At 45.4% G+C, this 24814-nt stretch carries 13 protein-coding genes; 7 read left to right on the top strand and 6 right to left on the bottom strand.

Going from position 1 to position 24814, the window contains the following annotated elements; all coding sequences use genetic code 11:
• Nucleotides 1-2: 2 nt before the first annotated feature.
• Both ccoS and GTQ38_RS00570 read right to left on the bottom strand, forming a co-directional pair.
• The gene (ccoS, locus tag GTQ38_RS00575) at nucleotides 3-194 is read right to left on the bottom strand and encodes a cbb3-type cytochrome oxidase assembly protein CcoS (protein WP_161433285.1); all 192 of its coding nucleotides are present in this window, start codon (nucleotides 192-194) and stop codon (nucleotides 3-5) included.
• Nucleotides 195-267: 73 nt separating this feature from the next.
• The gene (locus tag GTQ38_RS00570; RefSeq protein ID WP_161433284.1) at nucleotides 268-2670 is read right to left on the bottom strand and encodes a heavy metal translocating P-type ATPase; all 2403 of its coding nucleotides are present in this window, start codon (nucleotides 2668-2670) and stop codon (nucleotides 268-270) included.
• Between the two features lie 547 nt (nucleotides 2671-3217).
• Between GTQ38_RS00570 and GTQ38_RS00565 the strand changes: the two genes are divergently transcribed.
• The 7 genes from GTQ38_RS00565 (at nucleotide 3218) to GTQ38_RS00535 (ending at nucleotide 18721) form a co-directional block, all read left to right on the top strand.
• On the top strand, nucleotides 3218-4258 hold the full coding sequence (locus tag GTQ38_RS00565) for a LacI family DNA-binding transcriptional regulator (protein WP_161433283.1): 1041 nt from the start codon (nucleotides 3218-3220) through the stop codon (nucleotides 4256-4258).
• 352 nt (nucleotides 4259-4610) lie between these two features.
• Nucleotides 4611-7667 (top strand): SusC/RagA family TonB-linked outer membrane protein, encoded by a 3057-nt coding sequence (locus GTQ38_RS00560; protein ID WP_161433282.1) that lies wholly within the window; start codon nucleotides 4611-4613, stop codon nucleotides 7665-7667.
• Nucleotides 7668-7692: 25 nt separating this feature from the next.
• Nucleotides 7693-9312: a SusD/RagB family nutrient-binding outer membrane lipoprotein gene (locus GTQ38_RS00555; RefSeq protein ID WP_161433281.1), complete on the top strand. Its 1620-nt coding sequence runs from the start codon at nucleotides 7693-7695 to the stop codon at nucleotides 9310-9312.
• 139 nt (nucleotides 9313-9451) lie between these two features.
• Nucleotides 9452-12760 carry a VCBS repeat-containing protein gene (locus GTQ38_RS00550; protein WP_161433280.1) on the top strand — a complete coding sequence of 1103 codons (3309 nt, stop codon included), beginning with the start codon at nucleotides 9452-9454 and terminating at the stop codon, nucleotides 12758-12760.
• 13 nt (nucleotides 12761-12773) lie between these two features.
• Nucleotides 12774-15908 (top strand): DUF5107 domain-containing protein, encoded by a 3135-nt coding sequence (locus GTQ38_RS00545; RefSeq protein WP_161433279.1) that lies wholly within the window; start codon nucleotides 12774-12776, stop codon nucleotides 15906-15908.
• A 104-nt stretch (nucleotides 15909-16012) separates the two neighbouring features.
• On the top strand, nucleotides 16013-17290 hold the full coding sequence (locus GTQ38_RS00540) for an NAD(P)/FAD-dependent oxidoreductase (protein ID WP_161433278.1): 1278 nt from the start codon (nucleotides 16013-16015) through the stop codon (nucleotides 17288-17290).
• Between the two features lie 273 nt (nucleotides 17291-17563).
• Nucleotides 17564-18721, top strand: a complete 1158-nt coding sequence (locus GTQ38_RS00535) for a homogentisate 1,2-dioxygenase (protein WP_161433277.1) — start codon at nucleotides 17564-17566, stop codon at nucleotides 18719-18721.
• Here the strand turns inward: GTQ38_RS00535 and hutG are convergent.
• The 4 genes from hutG to hutH form a co-directional block, all read right to left on the bottom strand.
• Nucleotides 18700-19683, bottom strand: a complete 984-nt coding sequence (gene hutG / locus GTQ38_RS00530; RefSeq protein WP_161433276.1) for a formimidoylglutamase — start codon at nucleotides 19681-19683, stop codon at nucleotides 18700-18702. The two genes, GTQ38_RS00535 and hutG, sit on opposite strands and share 22 nt — an antisense overlap.
• Before the next feature lie 9 nt (nucleotides 19684-19692).
• Nucleotides 19693-21729, bottom strand: coding sequence for a urocanate hydratase (locus GTQ38_RS00525; RefSeq protein WP_161433275.1), 2037 nt, complete (start codon nucleotides 21727-21729; stop codon nucleotides 19693-19695).
• Between the two features lie 5 nt (nucleotides 21730-21734).
• Nucleotides 21735-22991: an imidazolonepropionase gene (hutI, locus tag GTQ38_RS00520; protein WP_317169020.1), complete on the bottom strand. Its 1257-nt coding sequence runs from the start codon at nucleotides 22989-22991 to the stop codon at nucleotides 21735-21737.
• Nucleotides 22992-23178: 187 nt separating this feature from the next.
• Nucleotides 23179-24759: a histidine ammonia-lyase gene (gene hutH, locus GTQ38_RS00515; RefSeq protein WP_161433274.1), complete on the bottom strand. Its 1581-nt coding sequence runs from the start codon at nucleotides 24757-24759 to the stop codon at nucleotides 23179-23181.
• Nucleotides 24760-24814 lie beyond the last annotated feature (55 nt).

Genomic DNA, 24814 nt, shown 5'->3' with positions numbered 1-24814 from the left:
ATTTAGTTGGATTTCTTTTCGTTTAGATCAGTATCTTCCGGCATTTCTTTTACCAGGTCGTCTTCAAAAAGCATTCGGATAGAGGGTGTATAGGCATCGTCGTACTGACCGTTGCGGACGGACAATACAAATGCAATGAAAAAAAGAAGTGCTACAACAAGACTTATTGCCAATAACACATAAATGACACTCATACCTACCTGAATTTGACGGTAAATCTACTTTGACGCCTTTCCCTAAAAAATGACATTTATCACCTAATATTATTTACTTTATTTTCCTGGCTACAAAACTGGTTGCAGCAGTTGCAAAGGCCACCACTGAAATGGAACTCAGGGGCATTAATATGGCGGCTATTACGGGCTGTAATTGACCGGTAACAGCAAAATAGAGCCCTACGATGTTATACATTAAGGAGAGGATAAAACACAGTTTTACTACTCCCAGGGCTTTTCTGGATACCTTAATATATTCTGGCAGCTTTCCGAAGCCCGAGGCCTCCAGGATACCATCACATGCTGGAGAAAACACATTGATATCCTCCGAAACCGCAATTCCTACATTGCTCTGAGCCAGGGCCCCTGCATCGTTAAGTCCATCACCTACCATGAGTACTTTTTTGTCTCTGGACTGTAACGCGCGGATAAATTGCATTTTATCTTCGGGTTTTTGTTTGAAGAACATTCTGGTGTTACCGGGGAGTAGTTTTTCCAGGGTATTTCTTTCTCCTTCGTTATCCCCGGATAAGACCGTCAGATCCAGGTTCATATCATAAGTAAGCGTCTCAAAGACTTCGGCCAGTTCGGGCCGGTATTCGTTCCGAAACAGGAAGCGGCCCTTATAATTGTCGTTAGCGTTAATATGTATAGCGGTATCATTCTGCAGAGCCTCATCCGGCCTCCCGACAAAATTGGCCGAACCTACTTTAATGTGTTCATCGTCCTGAAAGCCTTCAATCCCAAATCCGGGAACTTCACTGAAATCATCAAGGGTCCCAATATTCTGATCAGCCAAAAAGGCATATAGCTTTCTACTCAGGGGATGACTGGAAGACCTTAGGGTATTTTTTAGCAATGAGGCTTCCTGTTCGTTTAGAACCAAACCGTCATAGGAGATGCTGCTTTTGTGAGTTGAGCTAATAGTTCCTGTCTTGTCGAATATTCCCGTATCTGCCTGAGCAAGTTGTTCTATCGTTTGTGTATTCTTAAGATAAAAACCGTGTTTTCCGAAGATGCGCAATATGTTGCCAAGACTAAATGGAGCAGCCAGGGCTATAGCACAGGGGCATGCAATGATGAGCACGGCTGTGAAAACGTTCATGACCTTGCCGGGGTCGTAAACCATCCAGAAGGCTGCCGCGATGGTGGCAATGGAAAGAACGGCAATCGTAAAGCGTTTTCCAATGCTGTCCGTTATATTTTGAAATCGGGTGGTTTTCTCCTGTTTAAAAACATTGCTTTGCCAAAGTGAAGTGAGATAACTGTTTGAAACCGGCTTGACTACTTCCAATTCTATGGCCCCTCCCAGTTGCTTTCCTCCGGCGAACAATTTCTCTCCTGCGCTTTTGGCAATGGGGATGGACTCTCCGGTCACAAAGCTATAGTCTATGGTAGCGCTTCCGCTGTGTAAAATACTGTCTGCCGGAATAATCTCTTCATTCCGGATAAGCAGGTGATCTCCTTTTTTGATCTTGTAAAGTTGTACAGACTCTTCGCTTTGATCTTTAGGAGAGATACGGGTTACAGCCAGGGGGAAATATGATTTGTAGTCTCGCTCAAAGGAGAGGAAGGCATATGTTTTTTGTTGAAAGAACTTGCCCAACAGTAAAAAGAAGACCAGGCCCGTAAGACTGTCAAAGTATCCGCTGCCCCAGTCCAGGGCAATATCGAATGTGCTTCGCAGGAACAATACGGTTATACCGAGAGCAATAGGGACATCAATATTCAACAACTTTGCCCTCAGCCCTTTGTAGGCAGATCTGAAGTAGTCCCTTGCGGCGTACAATACTACCGGAACTGAGAAAAAGAACATCAGCCATCGGAACAATCCCTTGTACTGTTCCAACCAGAATTCAGATCCGCCTTGGCCTGCGTACAGATCAAAGTATTCCGGGAAAGACAGGAACATCACATTTCCAAAGGCGAAACCAGCTACACCAAGCTTGTATATCAGCTGACGGTCAGTTTTTTGTCTGGCAGCCTCATAGTTTTGAAGTGAAATTGTTGGCTCATATCCGATTTTCGCAAGAAGGTATACCAGCTCCTTCAATGATAAGGCCTGATGTTTGTAAGTAATCCTGACTTCTTTCTTTGGGAAGTTGACTTGCGAATGGGTAATACCAGCAGATAATTTGTTGAGGTTTTCCAGGACCCAAACACAGGAACTACAGTGAATTTGCGGGATGAGAAGGGTGATGATCTGGAACTGATCGTCCTGAAAATCGATCAGTCTTTCAACAATATCAGGAGTATCGAGATAATCGTACTTTCCCTGAACCGCCTTTGGAGCGGTACCAGCAGCCGACTGTAGGTCGTAATAAGCGGATAGATCATTAAGTCGAAAAATCTCATAGACCGTTTTACATCCATTGCAACAAAAATTTTTTTTATCAAACTTCAGATGTTGTGCATCACAACGATCACCACAATGATAACATTTGGTCGTGTCCATAGACATTTGCTTACTACCTGGCAGCAAATCTCTAAAGCCTGAAAGACATATTCTATGACAAATGTCAGCTTTGGAGCGACTCAGTTTTTGGTAGCTGTATCAGCGCCAAGCTAAAAAGAAGGCCTCAAAACAAACAGCATCAATTCTAATCCACTCGCGCCACATTCCGTAGTGCCAGCCGCGACACCAGCTATATCGAATGGTCCTCGTAGAAGTCCTTAAATGTCTTGTTGGAATTATATGGAGCTTTTAATACTCTGTAAACCACAAAAACCAACAGGAACTGCCCGAAGACAGTTAAATAAAATATCCAATGAAATCTGGCTCCCAAAGTAGCCATTACGGTTACCAATATTAAAACCAAGGTGGGTAAACTGATCCAGAATACGGAAGGATTGCGCATTTTTATTTCTAAATTATCTAAAAATCCAATATGCTGCTGTTAATAGAATCCTAACAGGATTTTCCTTGTTAAAAAGAGATTCTCTATATTGCACGGCATGGGTTTTTCTTCATGCAGGCCCAAAGTCTTTCCAAAAATTCTTGAATGAGCAAAAAGAAATATACCATAAAGGATATTGCAAAATTGGCTGGCGTTTCCAAGGGAACGGTAGACCGGGTGTTGCACAATAGGGGAAAGGTTTCTCAGAAGGCTTATGAGAAGGTTAATGAAGTTCTCAAGAAAATTGATTACCACCCAAACCCTATTGCCAGAAACCTAAAGAACAATAAGGTCTATGGTATATGCGTAATACTGCCTGATCCTGAAATTGATCCCTATTGGGGTCCTGCTCAGGAAGGGATCGTCCAGGCCAGTGAGGAGTTCATTCCCTTTGGGGTTATGATAGAGCCGTATTTTTACCATCCCAATGAGGCCGCTTCCTTCATCGAAAAGTCTAAGGAAGCCCTGGGAACAAATCCCGATGCAATATTAATGGCGCCACTTTTTCAAAATGAGTCTCTGAAGGTATTGCAAAAGTGCCAGGATGAAGGAAAAGTCCTGGCTTCGTTCAACAATGTCATCGACCGTTTACACAATGAAAATTTCATAGGGCAGGATCTTTTCCAAAGTGGCCGGGTAGCCGCAAGCCTGATAGATAAGATGTTGCCTGCGGGCAAGACGGTAGGGATAGTGCACATCAATTTGGAACCTCATATGCAGCAAAAGGAAAAGGGGTTCAAAAGTTATTTCACCAGCCATCCCGAAAAAGAACTACAGATCATCACCCAGGATCTGAGTACAGAGGTTTCTACGGATTTTGAGACCCAGGCCATTGAATTCATCAAGGCACATCCTGAACTCAGCGCTCTGTTCATCACGAATTCCAAGGCGCATATGCTGGTCGAAGTACTTCAGGAGATCGGGGCGGATATCATTGTTGTGGGTTACGACTTGCTGGATGAGAACATCCGTCATATCAAAAAAGGTGGCATCGACTTCCTGATTCATCAGAAGCCCAGAAGCCAGGCCTATTTAGGGATCGGGCAACTGGCCGATCACTTTTTGTTCGGAAAGCCTATTCCGTCTCAGAAATTGCTCCCTATAGATGTGGTTACCTCGGAAAATCTCAAATACTACCTGAACTAATCTCTATTTTGTTTAAGATTGGCGTTTCGGCTCTTGAATTAGGGGCCTTTCCTTTCTTTTTTTTATTACAACAGATTTGTTATATTTAATGGAAGAAAATCTGTTTAAGCAAAAAGCGAAACATTTAAGACTCCTTTGATTTGATGTTGAAATCGTTGATTTTTTGACATTATAAATTCCATATAAAAATGTGCTCGAGCACATTTTTGTTGGAAAATGATGTTAAATTGAAAAAAAATCCTAATTTAACTGAAAATTAAGTGGGCTATATGCATATCTCAATCGATTGAGAACTGATAAATAGTTTAAATCGCAACCTAAAAAATGACTTACTAACTTAAACAAGGACACTATGTGTAAAAAACTGCTATTAATTGTGTTGCTGGTATTCGGGACTTATCCCTTGCTGGCACAGACAAAGACCGTAACAGGAACTGTTACCTTTGCGGGAGACGGAACCCCCCTTCCAGGTGTTAGTGTGGTGGAACAGGGTACTACAAACGGGACTCAAACTGATTTTGACGGGAATTTCACCATTGAGGTTTCGGAAGGAGCCGTACTGGTTTTTTCCTATGTCGGTATGGGTACTCAAAGTGCTACTGTAGGAACATCAAATACTGTTGATATTCAGATGCGTGAGGATGCAAGTCAACTGGACGAGGTTGTGGTAACGGCTTTAGGTATTGAACGGCAAAGAAAAGCCCTTACCTATGCGACTCAAGGAGTTAGTACCGAGGAGTTGACACAAGCCAGAGCCGTCAACGTATTAAGTGCACTTAGTGGTAAAGTCGCGGGTCTATCGGTGACAACAGGATCTACAGGTGTTGGATCAGGTAACAAAGTGCTCTTAAGAGGTAACAGGTCTATTGCAGGTAGTAGTCAGCCGTTATATGTAGTGGATGGAATTCTCTTGAATGGGGATATCTCAAATATAAGCCCGGATGATATTGAGAACATTTCCGTTCTAAGAGGTGCGAACGCGGCGGCATTGTACGGTAGCCGGGCGAACAACGGAGCGATTATCGTTACAACTAAAACCGGAAGACGTGGAGAACCTGGAGTCTCTGCGAATGTTGGATTTACAACGACTTTTGACGACGCGATATTTTTGTTGAATTATCAAAACGAGTATGGTCAGGGTTCAGCAGGATCTTATTCCCCGACAGCGACAACCTCATGGGGTCCAAGGCTGGATGGCAGCCAGGTGGATCACTGGTCTATCGATCCGAATTTTGCCGATTTTGGAGGAACTTATGCTTTTTCTCCTCAGGAAGACAATGTTGAAGACTTTTTCCGTACCGGGCATCAGCTCGCAACCAGTCTTGGTGTAAATATTAATAAAGAAGACACCAGTGCGTATATTGGTTACACTTTTACAAATGCCGGTGGGATCATTCCCAACAATGATCTGAACCGCCACAGCTTGAACGCCAGAATAGTCTCAGACATTACGGACAGGCTTCAGATAGATGCTAAGATCAATTATATTCGGGATGACTTTTCCAATGTGCTGGCCACAGGTGAAGGCTTCGATAACCCGTTGAGGTACCTTTATATTCTACCCAGAAATATCAGAAGCAGTGATATTGAACATTTTCAGTTTATTAATGACGAAGGAAAGTTAAGGCAACACTATTTTCTTCCACGATTTAATGGTGGGGGTAATCCGTATTGGACAATCAACAACGTCCTGAATCCAAGATTGGATGAAAGACTTCTTGGGCTTTTCTCCCTTAAATACCAGATTACGGATGACCTTTCTATATTAGGTAGATCTGCCATTGACAGAACAAATAGGACCGAAGAACAACTGTGGTATAATGATACCTATACCGTAGCTCAATTTGGTCAGTATAGGAAGAACGACAATACCGTATACGACTGGAACACAGACGTGCTGATCAATTACAACAAACAGATAACTGATGATTTTAAAATTGACGTTAGCGCCGGTGCTAACCAAAGGGTTTTTGAATTCTCTGAATTAACAGGTACTGGTAGCAACTTTACCATTGAGAATTTCTTTGCCTTAAGTAATACCTCCGACCCGACGGCCACCGAGGCATTTGATAAATTCGAAGTACAATCCGTTTATGCCTTTGGTGAGTTCTCCTATAAGGACGCTATATTTCTCAATTTAACGGCAAGGAATGACTGGAGTTCTACACTTCCAGAGGATAACAGATCTTATTTTTATCCTTCTGTTGGTCTTACGGCGGTCATCAGCGACCTCGTAGAGTTGCCGGATTTTATGAATTATATGAAATTGAGAAGTTCCTGGGCCGAAGTGGGTAATGATACCGGCCCATTTAGTCTATCCCGTAGAGCGGATATCCTGGCTGGTTCTTTGAATTTGAATTCCATACAACCTGAACCCAATTTAAGACCTGAGACCACGCGCTCGTTTGAGGTTGGTTTGGATACAAGGTTTTTAAATGATCGCCTGCGATTTGATTTTACCTGGTATACTACCAGTACGTTTGATCAGATCTTTCAAACACCTACTCCTTCAGGTTCGGGAATCACAGCTAGATTTCAAAATGGTGGAGATGTTCAAAACCGCGGTGTAGAAATTGTACTTGGAGGTACTCCGATCAGCACTCCGGATTTCTCCTGGAATATCGATGTCAACTTTGCGTCTAACCAAAGTGAAGTACTGGAGGTCCTGGATGGTCAGGTAGATGAGATCATCATCGGTACAGACTTTATTCGGGAGTATAGACTGGTTAAAGGCGGTGAATTTGGAGATGTGTATTCTCGAGGCTTTATGCGAGATGATCAGGGTAGGGTAATTGTGGATGCCAATGGTAATCCCATGGTTACACCCGGACTCGAAGTGCAAATTGCCAACTTTAACCCGGATTGGCTCGGGGGTATCAGAAACTCCTTCAGATATAAAAACTTCAACTTAAGTGCATTGATCGATATCCGTCAGGGTGGAACCATTGCCTCTTTCTCCGAAGCTATTTTAGCAGCCGATGGCTTACTTGATTACACCACTCAGGGACGCGAAGGTGGCCTGGTATTCGGTGATAACATTTTTGCGGGGGAAACAGCGGTTGACGAAACCGGTGCTCCGAATACTACAGCTACCACGGCAGAATCGCTTTGGAATGTTGTTGGAGGTAGAAATACCCCGGTAGGTGAAGCATTTGTAAGAGATGCCTCGAACATCAGATTGAGAGAACTTGTTATAGGATATACAGTTCCAACTAGTTTGCTGGATAAAACCTTTTTAAAGTCTGCTAACGTGTCAATTGTTGGCCGAAATCTTTTCTTTCTGTCAAATAAGGCCGAAAATGTAGACCCCGAGGCAGTTACTTCGCTTGATAACTCGGCAGAAGGACGTGAGGCTTTTGCTCCTCCGACTACCAGGTCTCTTGGGATATCGTTAAATTTTGGATTCTAAAAAATTGTAACTTTAAAAGAAAAAAATGATGAAGAGTTTATTGACAAGATTAGTATTAGGAGCATTCTTTCTGGCTGCCCTAAGCACTTGTACAGACGATTTTACTGAAATCAATACTGACCCGAAAAACTTCACTGAGGCAGCGGTCACGGCCGCAGAATACCCGCTATTCGTGAGAAGTGCTTTATACACACCTCATTATATGCCGTGGAATCAGGGTGCGGGAGATTCAAGGCGGGATGGAAGAGGAGCTTTTCAGCTCGGACATTCTTTATTTCCGGACATTTATGCGAACTATTTCGCCACAACTGCCGCTTTCTTTGGCAGTGACCAGTTTGAGCTTGTAGGACGATGGCTTAATGGAGCATATCTTTGGTTTTACGGACAGGCAGCACCTAATATTAAGTTTGCTGAAGACGGAGCCGCTGATCTGGGATTCGAGTTGGAAAACGCCATGATGAAAGTTTGGAGAGTATATGCTTATCACAGGATGACCGATCTGTGGGGCCCGATACCTTATTCTAACTTTGGTAATTTGGAATCTGTTGTTCCTTACGATTCCCAGGAGGCTATTTATGCGGATTTCTTTACTACACTGGATGAGGCTGTAGCTGTTTTAAAGGCAAATGCAGGAGGAACATCATTCCTGGGAAGTAATGATATCATTTACGGAGGTGATGTGGATTCATGGCAAAGATTTGCCAGCTCCTTACGTTTACGTCTGGCACTTCGGGTCAAATACGCGGACCCATCCAGATCTCAGACAGAGGCGGAAAAAGCGGTAGCTGATGGTGTTATGCTCGCAAACAGTGATAACGCGTTCATTCCAACAAACAACGAATTCCGTAACCATTACAATACCATCACTCAATGGGGTGAGTTTCGTATGAGTGCCGATATGGAAAGCGTTCTTAAAGGATATCAGGACCCAAGAGTTGCCAGCTTTTTTGCTGAAGCAGCAGAACCCGATGCTACAGACGACCCTGCTGGCGTTACCTTTAATTTCGAAGGTATGCGAAACGGGCAGACTACCGCTGACAAGCAAGGTACCCCTTTTAACAATATTGCATCCAATATGGCGGCTACTTATACTACCGCGGATGTCCCTGGGCTGAATTGGCCTGTGTTAAGGGCATCAGAGGTGTTCTTACTAAGAGCAGAAGGCGCGATAGAAGGATGGGCTATGGGCGGAAGTGCACAGGAATTGTATGAACAAGGAATTGCAGCTTCTCACGAAGAACTGGGATATCCCGGGACCGATCTTTCAGGGAATGATTATGTTACCAGCCCCAATGTGCCTGCTGCGCTTGATGGTACTACAGCGGCGGTTTCAACTGTTCCTGTAGCTTTCGATGCCGGAGGTACTCTTGAAAGACAACTGGAGCAAATCATTACCCAGAAGTGGATAGCGCTTTATCCGGATAGTGAAGAGGCCTATGCTGAAAGGAGAAGAACGGGATATCCTGTTTTGTATGACAGGTTGAATACCATCAATCCTAACATAGCTGTTGACGAAATCCCAAGAAGAATGCCTTATGTCAGTAGTGAATATTCTACTAATGGATCCGCAGTGGAGGATGCTGTAAGCAACCTTTTAGGAGGTCCGGACAATGGAACTACCCGATTGTGGTGGGATAAAAAATAGATTGTTTAGTTAATTTTGATTTCCGAAAAATACCAATAGTTGTTATTGGTATTTTTTGTATCTAAGATTTCGGGCGCCTGTTTGATTAAGTCAAAAGGCTGGAATATCTTTAGCAGGCGCCCGTATAGCCGTAATTTTGATGAAGCCTGTTGTTACCATTCTATGTCTTTTAATTCTCTTGAATTTCTCCTGTGCCGAACCGGAAGCTTCAACACAGTTTACGCTTTTAAAACCGTCTAAGACCGGTATCCGCTTCAAGAATATATTACGCGAAACAGAACAGTTTAATGTACTGGAGTACGGTTATCTCTATAATGGAGGAGGAGTAGCCATAGGGGATCTGAATAACGATGGCCTTGCGGACATCTACTTCACCGGTAATATGGTGGGTAGCAGGCTCTATATCAACCAGGGCGATTGGAAATTTGAGGAGATAGCTGAAAAAGCCGGGGTATTTGCAGAAGGACTTTGGAATACAGGTACTACCATGGCAGATGTTAATGCAGATGGTTATTTGGATATCTACATCTGTAGATCAGCCGCCCAGGCTTCGGATAAACGGAGGAACCTGCTCTTTATTAACAATGGGGATCTCACCTTTACCGAGAAAGGCGCGGAATACGGGGTGAACGATGCCGGGTATTCTACCCAGGGCGCTTTTTTTGATTATGACAAAGACGGTGATCTTGACCTCTATGTTCTAAACCATTCCACCCAGGAATACGCTGGCTTCGGACAGATCACTGCCTCTCTTAAGAACCGAAAAAACAAGGCCTATTCAGATAAACTATATCAGAACAACAACGGAAAATTCACCGATGTAAGTGACAGCGCCGGACTGATCAGCAATGTACTGGGTTTTGGATTGGGTATTGCCATTTCCGACGTTAATAACGACAGTTGGCCGGATCTCTACGTATCTAATGACTATAACGAACAGGACTACCTTTATATCAACAACCAGGACGGGACCTTTACCGAAAGCCTGGAACAATATATCGGGCATATCTCCCTCTTCTCCATGGGTTCGGATATCGCCGATGTGAACAATGACGGTTATACCGATATTCTTACCCTGGATATGCTGCCAGAAGGTAACTACCGCCAAAAAATGGTTTCAGGCCCGGACAATTACGATAAATATCAGAGGCTGGTCAATTCCGGCTTTTACAACCAGACCATGCGGAATATGCTTCAACTAAACAATCAGGGCACCTCTTTTTCGGAGGTAGGACAGTTTGCGGGTATCTCGAATTCTGACTGGAGTTGGGCCTCACTACTGGCAGATCTGGACAATGACGGATACAAGGATCTCTTTGTTAGCAACGGCTACAAAAGGGATTACACCAACATGGATTTTATCAATTACGCTGTTCAGGAAAAGCTAAACGAGGACAGAACAGGTCAACGTACCGCAATCATGCAATTGCTGGAAAAAATGCCCTCCACCGTTGAAGAGAACTATACCTACCACAACCAGGGTGATCTTCGTTTTGAAAAGGTAAACTCCCTTTGGGGTTTGGACCAGAAATCCCTGTCTAATGGCGCGGCCTATGGGGATCTCGATAATGATGGAGACCTGGACCTTGTAGTGAACAATATAGATCAGGAGCCCTTCGTCTACAGAAACAATGCCGAAAAAATAGGAGGCAACAACTTTTTAAAACTTGTCCTTAAAGGAGACGGACAAAACACCTTTGGCGTAGGCGCAAGAGTTACCCTTAGCCTGGGCAATGGTTCCCGCATAGTTCAGGAGTTAATGCCAAGCAGGGGTTACCAATCCTCGGTAGATTTTAATCTTGTATTCGGACTGGGGAATCAGTCTACTGTAGACACACTTAGTATCCTATGGCCGGATTCCAGAAAACAGATACTGACTGCGGTTGCAGCCAACCAGACCCTGGTAATCAATCAGGCTGATGCTGCTGAAAAACAAACGCTAACTCCTACTAACATAGCAACTTATTTTACAGATATTTCCGCTGATAGCAGCCTCGTTTTTTTACATAAGGAAAACAGCTTTGTGGATTTCAAAAGAGAGCAACTGCTTCCGCATAAACTGTCAACACAGGGACCTGGAATGGCTACTGCCGATATTAATGCGGATGGCCTGGATGACCTCTATATTGGAGGAGCCAAAGGAAGTCCCGGAGCATTGCTGATCCAGTTGCCCTCCGGAAATTTCCAGCCGTCAAACCTTGCATTATTTGAAAGTGATGCGCTCTCGGAAGACGTTGAAGCACTGTTTTTTGACGCAGACGGTGATCAGGACCCCGATCTCTATGTGGTTAGTGGCGGAAGTGATTTTACAGAAGAAGATGAGGCTCTGCAGGATCGCTTGTATTTGAATAATGGCCGCGGAGTTTTTGTTAAAAGTCAGGGGGCCTTGCCCGAAATGCGCGAGAGCGGATCTTGTGTAAGCGCGGGAGATATTGATAAGGATGGAGACCAGGATCTCTTTGTCGGGGCTCGGCTGGTACCAGGCAAATACCCCACTTCGCCAAAAAGTTTTGTTTTGCTGAACAATGGTAAAGGAAAGTTTACGGACAACACGAGCGATTGGAATGCGGGACTACAGACCGCCGGAATGGTCACAGATGCCTTGTGGACAGATTTTGACGGAGACCAGTTGGTTGATCTTTTGGTTGTTGGGGAGTGGATGAAAGTACGTCTCTTCAGGAATACGGGTTCAGCATTGTCCGAAATCTCAGACCAGGCCGGCATGGAGAATTCGGAAGGATGGTGGAACACCATAACCGAAGCGGACCTGGATGGGGATGGAGACCTGGACTATGTTCTAGGTAATTTTGGCCACAACTCTCAATTAAAGGCCAATACAGAAGAGCCCGTAAGTCTTTATGTCAAAGACTTTGATGCTAACGGTTCCCTGGACCCTATTATGTGTTCTTACATTATGGGAGAGAGCTATCCGGTTTTTTCCAAAGACGATCTTGTCGGGCAGTTGAACGGACTCAAAACAAGATACACCAATTATGCTGATTACGCTGATCAGAAGATCACTGATATTTTTTCAGAGGAAGAATTAAAGGATGCCGAACGCTACTACGCGAAGAACTTCGCCACAAGCGTACTTGAAAACCTCGGAAACGGGCAGTTCAGCTTAAATTCCCTACCCGGAAGTGCGCAGTTCTCCCCGGTCTACGGCATAGTCTCTGAAGACTTCAACAGTGACGGAAATGCCGACCTGCTGCTGGCCGGGAACTTCTTCGGAACCAGGGTAAAATATGGACGGTACGATGCAAACAAGGGTTTGATACTTCTCGGCGACGGAAATAACAATTTTAAACCGGTGGATGCGGCAAAAAGCGGTTTGGGAATTAATGGGGAAGTAAGGGACATAGCCAGGGTTTCGCTCGGTGACGGAACCACGATCTTCATTTTTGCGATGAATAACCGGGCCACCCAAGTATATCGCTTCAATCCTTAAACGAGAAAACATTATGAATTTGAATTCAAGCCTGTATTTTTTAATCACAGCATTTCTGCTGGTGAATTTAGGCTATACGCAGTCTGTCAGTATCCGTGAAGAAGTTATGAGTCTGGACACCTACGCGTTTAAAGATCCGAATCCCGTACCCATATTGGTGGATAATCCTAAGATCTATCCCTACTTTAAGTTTGAAGTATACGGCCACGAATCAAGGAAACAGGATTGGAAAGTGGTTACCCTGGAAAATGAATACATAAAGGTCTTTGTTCTTCCAGAGATCGGAGGTAAGGTTTGGGGTGCGATTGAAAAGTCTACCGGAGAGGAATTTCTATACAAGAACGAGGTAGTTAAATTTAGAAATATTGCCATGCGCGGTCCCTGGACCTCAGGAGGTATTGAGTTCAATTTTGGAATAATTGGTCATACCCCTGCTACCGCTACCCCGGTAGACTATGTGCTCAAGAACAACGAGGATGGCAGTGTTAGCTGCATTGTAGGCAATATGGACCTGCCTTCCAGGACACTATGGAGGGTAGAGATCAGGTTGGAAAAGGACAAAGCCTATTTTGAGACCAACGCTTCCTGGAATAATCCCACTTCGCTGAATCAATCTTATTACAATTGGATGACGGCTGCTGCCGAGGCACGGCAAGACCTGGAATTTTTCATTCCCGGGGATCAATACCTGGAGCATGGCGGAGACCCTCATGCATGGCCTGTGGACGATAAGAACAGGAACCTGGCCTTCTACAGGAATAATAATTTTGGCCCTTCCAAGTCTTATCATATCGTAGGGGATTACCAGGATTTTTTTGGTGGATATTATCACGATAAGGATTTTGGTTTTGGCCACTGGGCTCCCTATGAGCAAATGCCGGGACAAAAACTCTGGCTTTGGGCGCTTTCCCGTTCCGGAGGCATTTGGGAGGATCTGTTGACGGACACGGACGGACAATACATAGAATTTCAGGCCGGACGTCTTTTCAATCAGTATTTTCCAGGAGCAGAGAACCCCGTTTCCCAGGCAAACTTTGAACCCCTGGTCATGGATCGCTGGGAAGAGATATGGTTTCCCATCAAGGAAATTGGCGGAATGGAAGCTGCCAACCGCTATGGTGTGATCAATGTAGAATGGGAAGATGGAGAGTTTTTTATTGGCCTGAACGCGCTTCAGCCATTAAGTGACAAGATGCAGGTATTACACAACGGTAAACACATGTTTTCAGAGTCTTTAGACCTGGATCCCATGGGGGTTTTCACAACCTCCCTGCCAGGGCAGAAAGAAGATACCCTGGAGATCATTATAGGGGAGAAGAAACTCTACTACACGAACAAGGCAGAGAGAACTGCATTAAAAAGACCGTTTGAGACCGAAGCGGATATTAGTAAGTCTCCCTTACACGGTGTATTTCACGTTGGCTGGGAGGCCATGAAATACCGCGAATTCAAAAAGGCCTACGAAAGCTTTGCTGAAATCGTATCACAGGATCCCTCAAATATCAGAGCTTGGTCTAAACTGGCAGAGTTGGCCTATCGCAAAGGAGATCCCGCAAAGGCAATTCATTACGCAAACAAGGCCCTGGAGCTAGACACTTATGACGCCGAAGCCAACTATTTGGCGGGCATTACCTATAGAGAACTAAAAGATCAGGTAAACGCCCTGGAATCCCTGGGATGGGCGGCAAGGTCCATGCAATTCCGTTCTGCCGCCTATGCGCAAATGGCTGAGATCTATTACATGATGAAGGACCGGAAAGCTGCGGGATCCTACAGCGAGCAGGCCCTGAATTTTAATGCTTACAACAGTCGGGCACTGGAATTGCTTGAGCTGATTTACCGTGAGAAAGGAGATACCAAAGCATACGAAAAGGCTAATGCTAAACTGCTGGAGATTGATCCGCTGAATAACTTTGCCAAATTTGAGAAAGTTCTCAAGGCCGGAAGTATTAGCGCCCCGGCTCTTGAGGCAATGAATATACAGAATGAATTTCCACAGGAATCGGTTTTGGAATTAGCCATTAAGTATTACAGCTTGGGTCTTACAGAAGAAGCTTTGAGCGCTCTGGAAATTCATCCTGATGATAGCAAAATACGACTTTGGAAAGCATATTTGCTAAAGGAAAGCGATTCAAAATCGAGTGTGAAACTTCTGAAGGAGGTGGTAGACAGTTCATCAGATTTTGTTTTTCCCTACAGGCCGGAAACTCTACAAGTCTTAAAATGGGCTACAGAACAAGATGAGCACTGGAAGCTGAAGTGGTATCTGGCCCAGAATACCTTGGCCCTCGGTCAGGAAGAAGAGGGAAAAAGGCTGATGAAAGCTGTGGGTAACACTCCTGATAATCCGACTTTTTATCGTTTTAGGGCGAGGCTTTTCGGCACAGAAGCGCTTGAGGAAGGCATTGCAGATTACGAATCCGCACTTAAACTGAACAATGCGGACTGGAAAGGCTGGGAGGAGTATATTCTCTATAATCTGGATGCTGGCCGGTATTCTGAGGCATTTGGTTTAAGCAGCAAGGCGGCACGTAAATTCTCGGGAAACTATAATATTGAGTTAAGCCATGCCAAAGCTGCTCTTATGGTTGGAAAGTACGAATTGTGTATTGCAATCCTCCGGAAGATCAATATTCTTCCTTTTGAACACGCTTCTGAAAGTAAAAGAATATTCAATCGCGCCCACCTTTTTTTGGCGTCGGAACTAATGAATCAGAAAAAGTTTCAAAAAGCGGCTGAGATATTGACCGCTTCCAAGGAATGGCCGGAAAACCTCGGAGTGGGTAAGCCATATGATGTGGATACCAGGGAGCAGGATTATCTGCTGGGAGTATGCCATGAAAAACTGGGTCAACAGTCGGAAGCCCGTTCTTTCTTTGAAGGTGTGGCTGATCATACGCTAAAGAATTCCCATCATCAGCAAATAAGGCATTTATTTGGCCTGTTAGCACTTCGGAAACTTCAGAATTCATCAGGGGAAAACGAATTGTTAAGCGCTCTTGAAAGTTCTGCCGATTCCAAAAACAATATAAATAAGACGGTATTGGCACTGTTCAAAGATCAATCCCAACTATTGACTTCACTAAAATCTCAAGGTAATATGGAAGAGAATTATTGGTCGTTCCTGAACAGCGCTATGGCCTTTTAGCAGTCACAAAAACAGCACAGCAAGAACAGCTTTTTTCCGTTATTGTTTCCTTAAATCCAGCTATAAAAAGTGGTTGATTTTGTATTTTTGTACAAACAATTTTCATGAATCTTCCGAAAACTGAAAAGAAGCGAATCGTCATTATTGGTGGGGGTTTTGCAGGGATTTCCCTGGCCAAAAAGCTAAAGGATCTGGACGCTCAGATCGTCATGATAGACAAGCATAATTATCATACGTTTCAACCCTTGTTATATCAGGTATCTACAGGAGGGCTTGAACCTGATTCCATAGCTTATCCAATTCGGAAAATACTTAAAAGGCTAAAGAATTTCCATTTCAGATGGGCGGTGGTAGACCGCATAGATCCTGAAGCCAAAAAAGTGATCACCAGTATTGGGGACCTAAGCTACGATTATCTGGTGCTGGCTACCGGTACACGAACTAACTTTTTTGGGAATACAGAGATACAGTCTAACGCCATGCCAATGAAAAATGTACCTCAGTCACTCAATATAAGGAGTTATATGCTGCAAAACTTTGAAAAAGCTGATGACTGTGACGATCCCGAGGAGCGTATGGCGCTGCTTAATTTTTGTATTGTGGGTGCCGGACCAACAGGAGTGGAGTTGGCAGGGGCCTTTGCTGAACTCAAAAAGAACGTTTTCCCAAAGGATTACCGCCATTTGAATATTGAAGAGATGCAGATACATCTTTTTGAAGGTTCGGACAGGGTTTTACCACCCATGTCGGCCCTGGCTTCTAAAAAGGCCAGGCGGTTTCTGGAAGAATTTGGAGTTCATCTGCATCTGAATACCCTGGTAGCCAGTTACGATGGAGAGTGCCTCAGAACGAACACAGGGGAATCTATGCGTACCAAAAACTTTATTTGGACCGCCGGAGTTACAGGCGCTGCAATAGATGGCTTCAGTACGGAAGCTCTACAGGCTAAGCTTAACCGGTTCAAGGTAGACCGGATGAACAGGGTAGAAGGATATCCGGGAGTCTTTGCCATTGGGGACGTAGCCTTTATGCCAACGGATCCCTATCCCGAAGGTCACCCTCAAATGGCACAACCTGCGATACAGCAGGGGGAGCACCTTGCACGCAACCTAAAAAGACTGTTTAAAGGGCAAGATATGGAACCCTTTTCCTATTACAATAAAGGCAATATGGCTACCATCGGTCGGAATAGAGCCGTTGTGGACCTTCCCAGGTTCAGCTTTGGCGGTTTCCTGGCCTGGTTTGTATGGATGTTCGTGCACTTAATGTCTCTGGTAGGTTTCAGGAACAGGGTAATCGTATTTTTTAACTGGGTATATAACTATATCAACTACGACAAGGCTGCCAGACTTATAGTGCGCCCATTCCGGCCTAAAAACTAAAAGAAACCGGGATTTCGCTCTAAGTTAAAAAGCTTTGCTATATTTGCAGCGTTGTGTTGTGTCTTATACCTGATCGATCAGGATAAGACAGTGGTATGGCACTCTAAGTAAAGTGAGTGGCAACCAATGAAAGGCTTTCCAATTTGGAAGGCTTTTTTTTTGCCTGGACCAAATTTTACATTTCTATTAAAACAAGCATATTTTATTGACAATGCTTTAGTAAAACTGCATTTTATCGTAATTTTATTGAGGATTTTTAAAAAATAAAAAGCTATGCCTTTATACCATAAACTGGGCAAAATACCTCATAAGAGACATACGGTTTTTAAGAAAGCAGACGGGAGTTTACACTACGAGCAATTATTCGGAACAATTGGTTTTGACGGGATGTCCAGCCTGATGTATCACTTGCACCGGCCAACACAGGTGAAGAGTGTACAGGACCCTATAGATATTGCACCTAAAGCTGCGGTACCCTATAATATAACATCCAGGCTGCTCAAGGGGTTTGAAATTAGTCCGGAAGATGATTTTCTGGACAGCAGGAAGACGGTACTTTTTAATAGCGATGTACACGTCGGGCTGGCAGCTCCGAGACAATCGCTAACTGACTACTTCTACAAGAACGCGGATGCTGATGAATTGCTATTCGTACACAAAGGTTCCGGAACCCTGAAAACCATGTTGGGGGAGATACCTTTTGGGTACGGCGATTATATACTGATCCCCAGGGGTATGATCTACCAGATAAGTTTTGATTCTGAGGATAACAGGCTATTGGTTACGGAATCCTATCACCCCATTTATACACCAAAGCGATACCGCAATTGGTTTGGGCAGCACCTGGAGCATTCTCCATTCTGCGAGCGGGACTTCAGGCTTCCTGAGAACCTGCAAACTCATGATGAAAAGGGAGAATTTCTGATGAAGGTCAAGAAACAGGGGCAATTGCACCAGCTGGTATATGCCACACACCCATTTGATGTGGTAGGATGGGATGGATACAACTATCCCTATGCCTTTTCCATTCACGATTTTGAACCTATTACCGGACGGGTGCATCAGCCGCCACCGGTGCATCAAACATTTGAGACCGGGGCCTTTGTAGTATGTTCCTTCTGCCCGCGATTATATGATTATCATCCGGAGGCTATCCCAGCTCCCTACAACCATTCCAATATTGATTCCGATGAGGTGCTCTATTACGTTGATGGGGATTTTATGAGCCGTAAGAACATAGATCAGGGTTATATTTCCCTGCATCCGGCAGGTATACCTCACGGACCGCATCCGGGCACCTACGAGGCCAGTATAGGGAAGAGTAAAACCGAGGAACTAGCCGTTATGATAGACACCTTTAAACCTTTGCAGCTTACGCAGGCCGCTCTGGATATTGATGACGGGAAGTACTACAGCTCCTGGTTGGAGTAACTGATGGCAGTTATTGCGTAATGAATGAGGCTCGCCGCGAGTTTTGCTGTTTGATCATCCCGATCAAAGGCCGGATTCAATTCTGCTATGTCCAGGCTAATGAGCTTGCCTGAGTTTACGATCTCACGAAGACAATCCAGAACGAGTTGCGGGCTGAAGCCCATGGGGGATGCCGCACTTACGCCCGGGGCATAGGCGGAGGAAAAACCGTCCAGATCGATGGTTACGTAAAGCTTGTCCACTTTGTCCATAAAGCTTTTCAGTTGCCGTCTGACGCTTTCAAAATGTCTTGGCTGGAACTGCTCTGCTTCCAGGTAACTCACACCGAATTCCCGGGCATTTTCATATAAGGCCCTGTCATTGGCGTCTTTTCGGATCCCTAAACACATATAATGAAAGGGTAGGCCTTCTTTCTGTGCTTCCCGGGCCAATTGGTAAAAGGGGGTCCCTGAGTTGTTTCCCTGTTCATTAGGCCGAAGGTCAAAATGCGCGTCGAAATTCAGTATCCCGATGTTTTGCTTTGGTGATGTCCTCTGGCGGATCCCGTGGTAATGGCCATATGCTATATCGTGCCCTCCCCCGATCAGCACGGGAATAGCGCCCTGACCGAGTATGCCGGATACGGTATCAGCCAATTGATTCTGGGCTCGCTCCATATTTCCATCAGTACAGCTAATCGTACCACCATCAAATAAGGCATAACCTTCGGCAAGCTGATTTGGAAGCTTTGCCAGTTGCCGCCTGATATGATCCGGTCCTTCAACGGCACCGGTCCTTCCTCCATTACGCCTTACACCTTCGTCGCAGGCATATCCAAGGAGTGCGAAATCAGTTTGGCCAACAGTCTGGTAAGCATCCTTATCCCGCAGATCTACAAAGCGGACAGTTTCGTGCAGGTATAGGTCTTTTCCGGAAACCCTGCCTGTCCATAAGCTTTGATCTGTACTTAGATAGTCTTTCATATTTTGATTTCAATCACCCTTCGGATCAAATAAGCCTTCCAGCATACTTTCATCTGCCAGATGCGGCAGTGTTACCTGCAATTCCGGACTGCGCTCCATCTCCCTTTTTATTGCGAATAGGGCTTCCTGGTTACGGGCCCAACTTCTTCGGGCGATGCCGTTATTTACGTCGTAGAACAGCATTTGCTTCAGCCTGTGATCAGCAGCTTCGGATCCGTCCAACACCAGGCCGAACCCCCCGTTTATTACCTCTCCCCATCCGACTCCACCGCCATTGTGAATAGAAACCCAGCTCGCTCCCCTAAAACTATCACCGATTACATTGTGAATGGCCATATCTGCGGTGAATTTACTGCCATCGTAAATATTGCTGGTCTCCCTGAAGGGAGAGTCTGTTCCGCTCACATCGTGGTGATCCCTTCCCAGGACTACTGGAGCACTGATATGCCCGTCCTTGATTGCTTTATTGAAAGCTGCGCCGATCTTTTGTCTCCCCTCGGCATCTGCATACAGTATCCTGGCCTGTGAACCTACCACCAGCTTGTTTTGGGCCGCCTCGCTTATCCATTTGATGTTGTCCTGCATCTGTTGCTGAATGACCTCCGGAGCATCTTCCCGAATGCTTTTCATAACCGACAGGGCAATGGCGTCCGTCTTTTCAAGATCTCTGGCATCCCCTGAAGTACAAACCCATCGGAATGGCCCGAAACCGTAGTCGAAACACATGGGTCCCAATATATCCTGAACATATGAAGGGTATTTGAAATCCAGTCCATTCGCCGCCATAATGTCTGCTCCCGCCCTTGATGCTTCCAATAAGAATGCATTGCCGTAATCAAAAAAGTAAGTGCCTTTTTCGGTGTGCCGGTTTATCGCCTCCACCTGCCTTCTCAGGGACTGTCTTACTTTTTCTTTAAAAAGTTCCGGATTTTCAGCCATGAGGCTGTTGGATTCCTCAAAGGAACAGTCCACAGGGTAATAACCTCCGGCCCAGGGATTGTGAAGCGAAGTCTGGTCCGACCCCAGATGCACATAGATGTCTGCTTCCAGGAATTGTTCCCATACCTCCACAACATTTCCAATGTAAGCAAGGGAAATGGTCTCCTGTGCTTCCATCGCCCTTTTGGTTCTGGCAATAAGGGAATTCATGTCTTCAATAAGCTCGTCAACCCAGCCCTGTTCATACCTTTTTCTGGCGGCCACCGGGTTTACTTCCGCGCAGACTGTAATACAGCCTGCAATATTCCCGGCCTTGGGTTGAGCTCCGCTCATTCCGCCTAGCCCGGCGGTTAAGAATATTTTGCCTTTAGTGGCCTCATCCTTTTGCAAAACCTTTCTAAAGGCGTTCATTACGGTTATTGCCGTTCCGTGTACTATACCCTGCGGCCCTATGTACATATAGGAACCCGCAGTCATCTGCCCGTATTGGGTAACCCCCAAAGCGTTGAATCTTTCCCAGTCATCAGGTTTGGAGTAATTCGGTATCATCATCCCGTTGGTAACCACTACTCTGGGAGCGCCTTCTGAGGAAGGGAACAAACCCATAGGGTGTCCCGAATACATATGCAGGGTTTGCTCACTGCTCATAGTAGCAAGATATCGCATGCATAACAGGTACTGTGCCCAGTTCTGGAATACCGCTCCATTGCCACCGTAGGTGATCAACTCATCAGGATGTTGGGCGACTGCCGGATCCAGATTATTCTGTATCATAAGCATAATAGCAGCGGCCTCTCTGCACTTGGCGGGGTAATCCTCAATAGGCCTGGCGAAGATCTTGTAATCGGGTTTGAAACGATACATATATATACGCCCGTAGTTTTTGAGTTCCTCAGCAAACTCCGGCGCCAGTTCCTGGTGCCACGAAGGTGGAAAGTAGCGCAGTGCATTCTTCAGGGCCAGGATCTTTTCCTGCTTCCCGAGAATGTCCTTTCGTATCGGGGCACTCTGTGGCCCCCTTAAGTGTTGACGTTTGGGTGGTAACTGCTCCGGAATACCCTGAATTAGTTTTTCCCTGAAATCAGCTGTAGCAACTCCTTCTTCCATAAGGCTTATTTCTTGTGTTTGTCAAATGCCAGGACCCCATTTTTCCAGATCATACAGGGTTTGAAGTTTCCTTGCTGGTAGAGGATCTCGCGATAATCCGAAGTGTGGAATACCGCCAGATCGGCAAGGGCACCCTTGGCTAGCATACCCCGGTCCTTTAAATTTAATGCGGCGGCAGCCCTAAAGGTAATTCCGGCCAGTACTTCCGCATTGCTGAGTTTTTCAAAACTTCCCAACACTGCAGCTTGTGTAAGCAGATCGCCCATGGGAGCCGAACCCGGATTGTGATCACTTGCAATAGCAAGCGCTCCACCGGCGTCCAGAATTTTCCTTGCAGGAGTAAAGTCACATCCCAGGCCTAGAGAAGCTCCGGGTAGCGCAGTGGCAATTACATTGCTGCTTGCCAGGAGTTCAATCTCTTTGTCCGTACTGGCTTCCAAATGATCCGCGCTGATGGCATTGAATTGTACAGCCACTTCACTGCCGGAGGTGGTGAATTGATCAGCGTGCACAGTAATATCAAAGCCTAAAGCCTTTGCCGCCTGGAAATAAGGTTGAATGTTTTCTGCAGTAAAGGCGCTTTCTTCAATAAAAGCATCGACCCGACCCGCAAGCTTTAGCTTTTTTATTTGTGGTAGCAGCACGTCTATAAGCTGCTGCAGGTATGCTTCGGCATTGCCTTCGTATTCTCTGGGAATGGTATGCGCCGCCAGGCAGGTTGCTATGAGGTCCTGCTCAAGTTCCGCATTGGCTTGCTTTATGGCTTGTAGCATTTTGAGCTCCTTATCCACGGATAATCCATAGCCGCTTTTAACCTCCAGGGTAGTGGTGCCATTCTTTAGGTGGCGTTTAGACCTTTTGATGATCCCGGAAACCAGTTCTTTCTGACTGGCCATTCTGGTTTGGGTTACCGTATCCCATATACCTCCGCCTTCCCGCGCGATTTCCAGATAGGTTTTACCCGAATTTCTAAGCGCGTAGTCCCTGGCGCGTGATCCTCCAAAACAGATATGTGTATGAGCATCCACGAAGCCTGGCAGGCAACAGTGTTTCCCCTTTAGTTCATGGATTTCCGCTCCTGCTTCCTTCGCTAGGGGTAGTAGGCTATTAAATTTATCAAGGCTGACGATTCGCTTACCTTCAATAAGGATTCCGGCATCGGTTATCAGTTCGAGATCTTCATCCGAAAGCGACCCCTTTAATGGCATCCCCCGCAGCGGGAGTATTTGTGAAAAAGGCCCTATTAGTATTTTATGCTGCACTATGATAAATTTTCTGTAAAGCAAATAATTTTTTAATGCCAGAAGACAGAACTTAAATCTTATGTTTTATTTTCTAACATCTAACATCTAACATCTAACATCCAACATCCAACGTCCAACATCCAACATCCAACATCTAACATCCAACATCCAACATCCAACATCTAACATCTCTTCTCTCCTTCCATCAATATACCTCAAATTCTTTAGAGTAAGGGGTTTTCAGGCTTAAACCCTCTTTGCTCCTGGCTTCCTCCACAGTTTGGATAATGGCCTTATCCCGAATGAGCGTCAGGGCAGCTTCAATGTCTGTGGCAAACACCCTGTCCTTGTCTGCAAAAGCAACATGTTTTCTAACTTTTTTGTGCACTTCATCCAGTAAGACACCGGATTTTAAAGGCTTTCTGAATTCAAATGCCTGAGAGGCCGTTAACAGTTCCACTGCGAGGATCTTCTCAACGTTCTCCAGGACTTGCAGCGCTTTCCTTCCTGAAATGGATCCCATACTCACGTGGTCTTCCTGGCCCAGGGAGGTAGGAATACTATCTGCACTGGCAGGGAAACACAGGCTTTTATTTTCACTCGCCAGGGCCGCGGAAGTATATTGCAATATCATATACCCGGAATTGATCCCGGTATCTTCCATAAGCAATTTTGGGACACCAGGGCTATTGCCTTCCAGGGCCAGATAAATCCTCCTATCGGAAATATTACCGATTTCTGAAGCTGCCAGGCAGGCGTAATCCAGGGCCATTGCCAGGGGCTGGCCGTGAAAACTTCCCCCGCTGATCGTAAGATCCTGATCTATGATGACAGGATTGTCCGTTACAGCATTCAGTTCAATTTCCAGCAATTCCTTGAGGTGCAACCAGGCATTCCGGGATGCTCCGTGTACCTGTGGAATACAGCGTAGGGAGTATGGATCCTGAACCCGCTCACAATCTATATGGTCTTCCATGATCTCGGAACCCTTCAGCAGCGCGTTTATCCTTGCAGCCACATGGACATTGCCCTTGAAAGGACGCAGTGTGTGGAGCTCACTATAGAACGGCTTGATGGACCCTTGCAGCCCTTCGATCATCATGGCGCCAACGATATCCGCCTGGGCAAGGCAATGATGTAGTTTTTCCAGTACCTGTGTGGCGTGTGCCGCGATGAACTGTGTTCCATTGATCAGTGCCAGGCCTTCTTTAGGGCCTAGTTCCAGCGGCTTTAGCCCGGTAATTTCAAACAGTTCTGCGGTCTCCATTTCCCTGCCCTGATAGTTCACTTTTCCAAGGCCTATCAACGGTAAAAATAGATGGGATAGCGGAGCCAGATCTCCGGATGCGCCTACTGATCCCTGTGAGGGTACCAGAGGGATCGCATCATTTTCTATATGCCAGAGAATGCGGTCCAGGGTGATTTCGGAGATGCCTGAAAACCCTTTAGCAAGGGAATGGGCCTTTAAGATCAGCATAAGTTTGGCCGTCTCCGTCTGTATGGGCGACCCGACACCCACACTGTGGCTCTGTAAGATATTCATCTGCAGTATGCGCGTCTCTTCTTTGGAGATCCTGGTGGTGCATAAGGGACCAAAGCCTGTGTTTATACCGTATACCGGCTCGCCCATCTCAACAATATCAGCCACAGTCTGGCGACTTTTTATTACGCTTTGCCGTGATTCTTCAGAGACGGTACAACGGCGGTTATTCCTCGCAATTTCAAGCGCAATACCGGCAGTAAGGAGGTCCTGGCCAAGTGAAAATGTTTTTTTGTCAGACTTCATGAATTTGCTTTGGAAGCATAAAATTATTGATTAAGTTTGATAATTAGAAATACTA

The sequence above is a fragment of the Poritiphilus flavus genome (assembly GCF_009901585.1).
Lineage (GTDB): Bacteria > Bacteroidota > Bacteroidia > Flavobacteriales > Flavobacteriaceae > Poritiphilus > Poritiphilus flavus.
The sequence above is the reverse complement of the archived record's forward strand: the minus strand, read 5'-3'. Positions and strand labels throughout refer to the sequence as shown.

What these genes read in the sequence shown, in the direction of transcription:
- GTQ38_RS00540 (WP_161433278.1), top strand. Translation starts at nt 16,013, where the DNA reads ATGAATCTTCCGAAAACTGAAAAGAAGCGAATCGTCATTATTGGTGGG.
- GTQ38_RS00545 (WP_161433279.1), top strand. Translation starts at nt 12,774, where the DNA reads ATGAATTTGAATTCAAGCCTGTATTTTTTAATCACAGCATTTCTGCTG.
- GTQ38_RS00535 (WP_161433277.1), top strand. Translation starts at nt 17,564, where the DNA reads ATGCCTTTATACCATAAACTGGGCAAAATACCTCATAAGAGACATACG.
- GTQ38_RS00550 (WP_161433280.1), top strand. Translation starts at nt 9,452, where the DNA reads ATGAAGCCTGTTGTTACCATTCTATGTCTTTTAATTCTCTTGAATTTC.
- GTQ38_RS00560 (WP_161433282.1), top strand. Translation starts at nt 4,611, where the DNA reads ATGTGTAAAAAACTGCTATTAATTGTGTTGCTGGTATTCGGGACTTAT.
- hutG (WP_161433276.1), bottom strand. Translation starts at nt 19,683, where the DNA reads ATGAAAGACTATCTAAGTACAGATCAAAGCTTATGGACAGGCAGGGTT.
- GTQ38_RS00565 (WP_161433283.1), top strand. Translation starts at nt 3,218, where the DNA reads ATGAGCAAAAAGAAATATACCATAAAGGATATTGCAAAATTGGCTGGC.
- GTQ38_RS00555 (WP_161433281.1), top strand. Translation starts at nt 7,693, where the DNA reads ATGATGAAGAGTTTATTGACAAGATTAGTATTAGGAGCATTCTTTCTG.
- hutH (WP_161433274.1), bottom strand. Translation starts at nt 24,759, where the DNA reads ATGAAGTCTGACAAAAAAACATTTTCACTTGGCCAGGACCTCCTTACT.
- GTQ38_RS00570 (WP_161433284.1), bottom strand. Translation starts at nt 2,670, where the DNA reads ATGGACACGACCAAATGTTATCATTGTGGTGATCGTTGTGATGCACAA.
- GTQ38_RS00525 (WP_161433275.1), bottom strand. Translation starts at nt 21,729, where the DNA reads ATGGAAGAAGGAGTTGCTACAGCTGATTTCAGGGAAAAACTAATTCAG.
- ccoS (WP_161433285.1), bottom strand. Translation starts at nt 194, where the DNA reads ATGAGTGTCATTTATGTGTTATTGGCAATAAGTCTTGTTGTAGCACTT.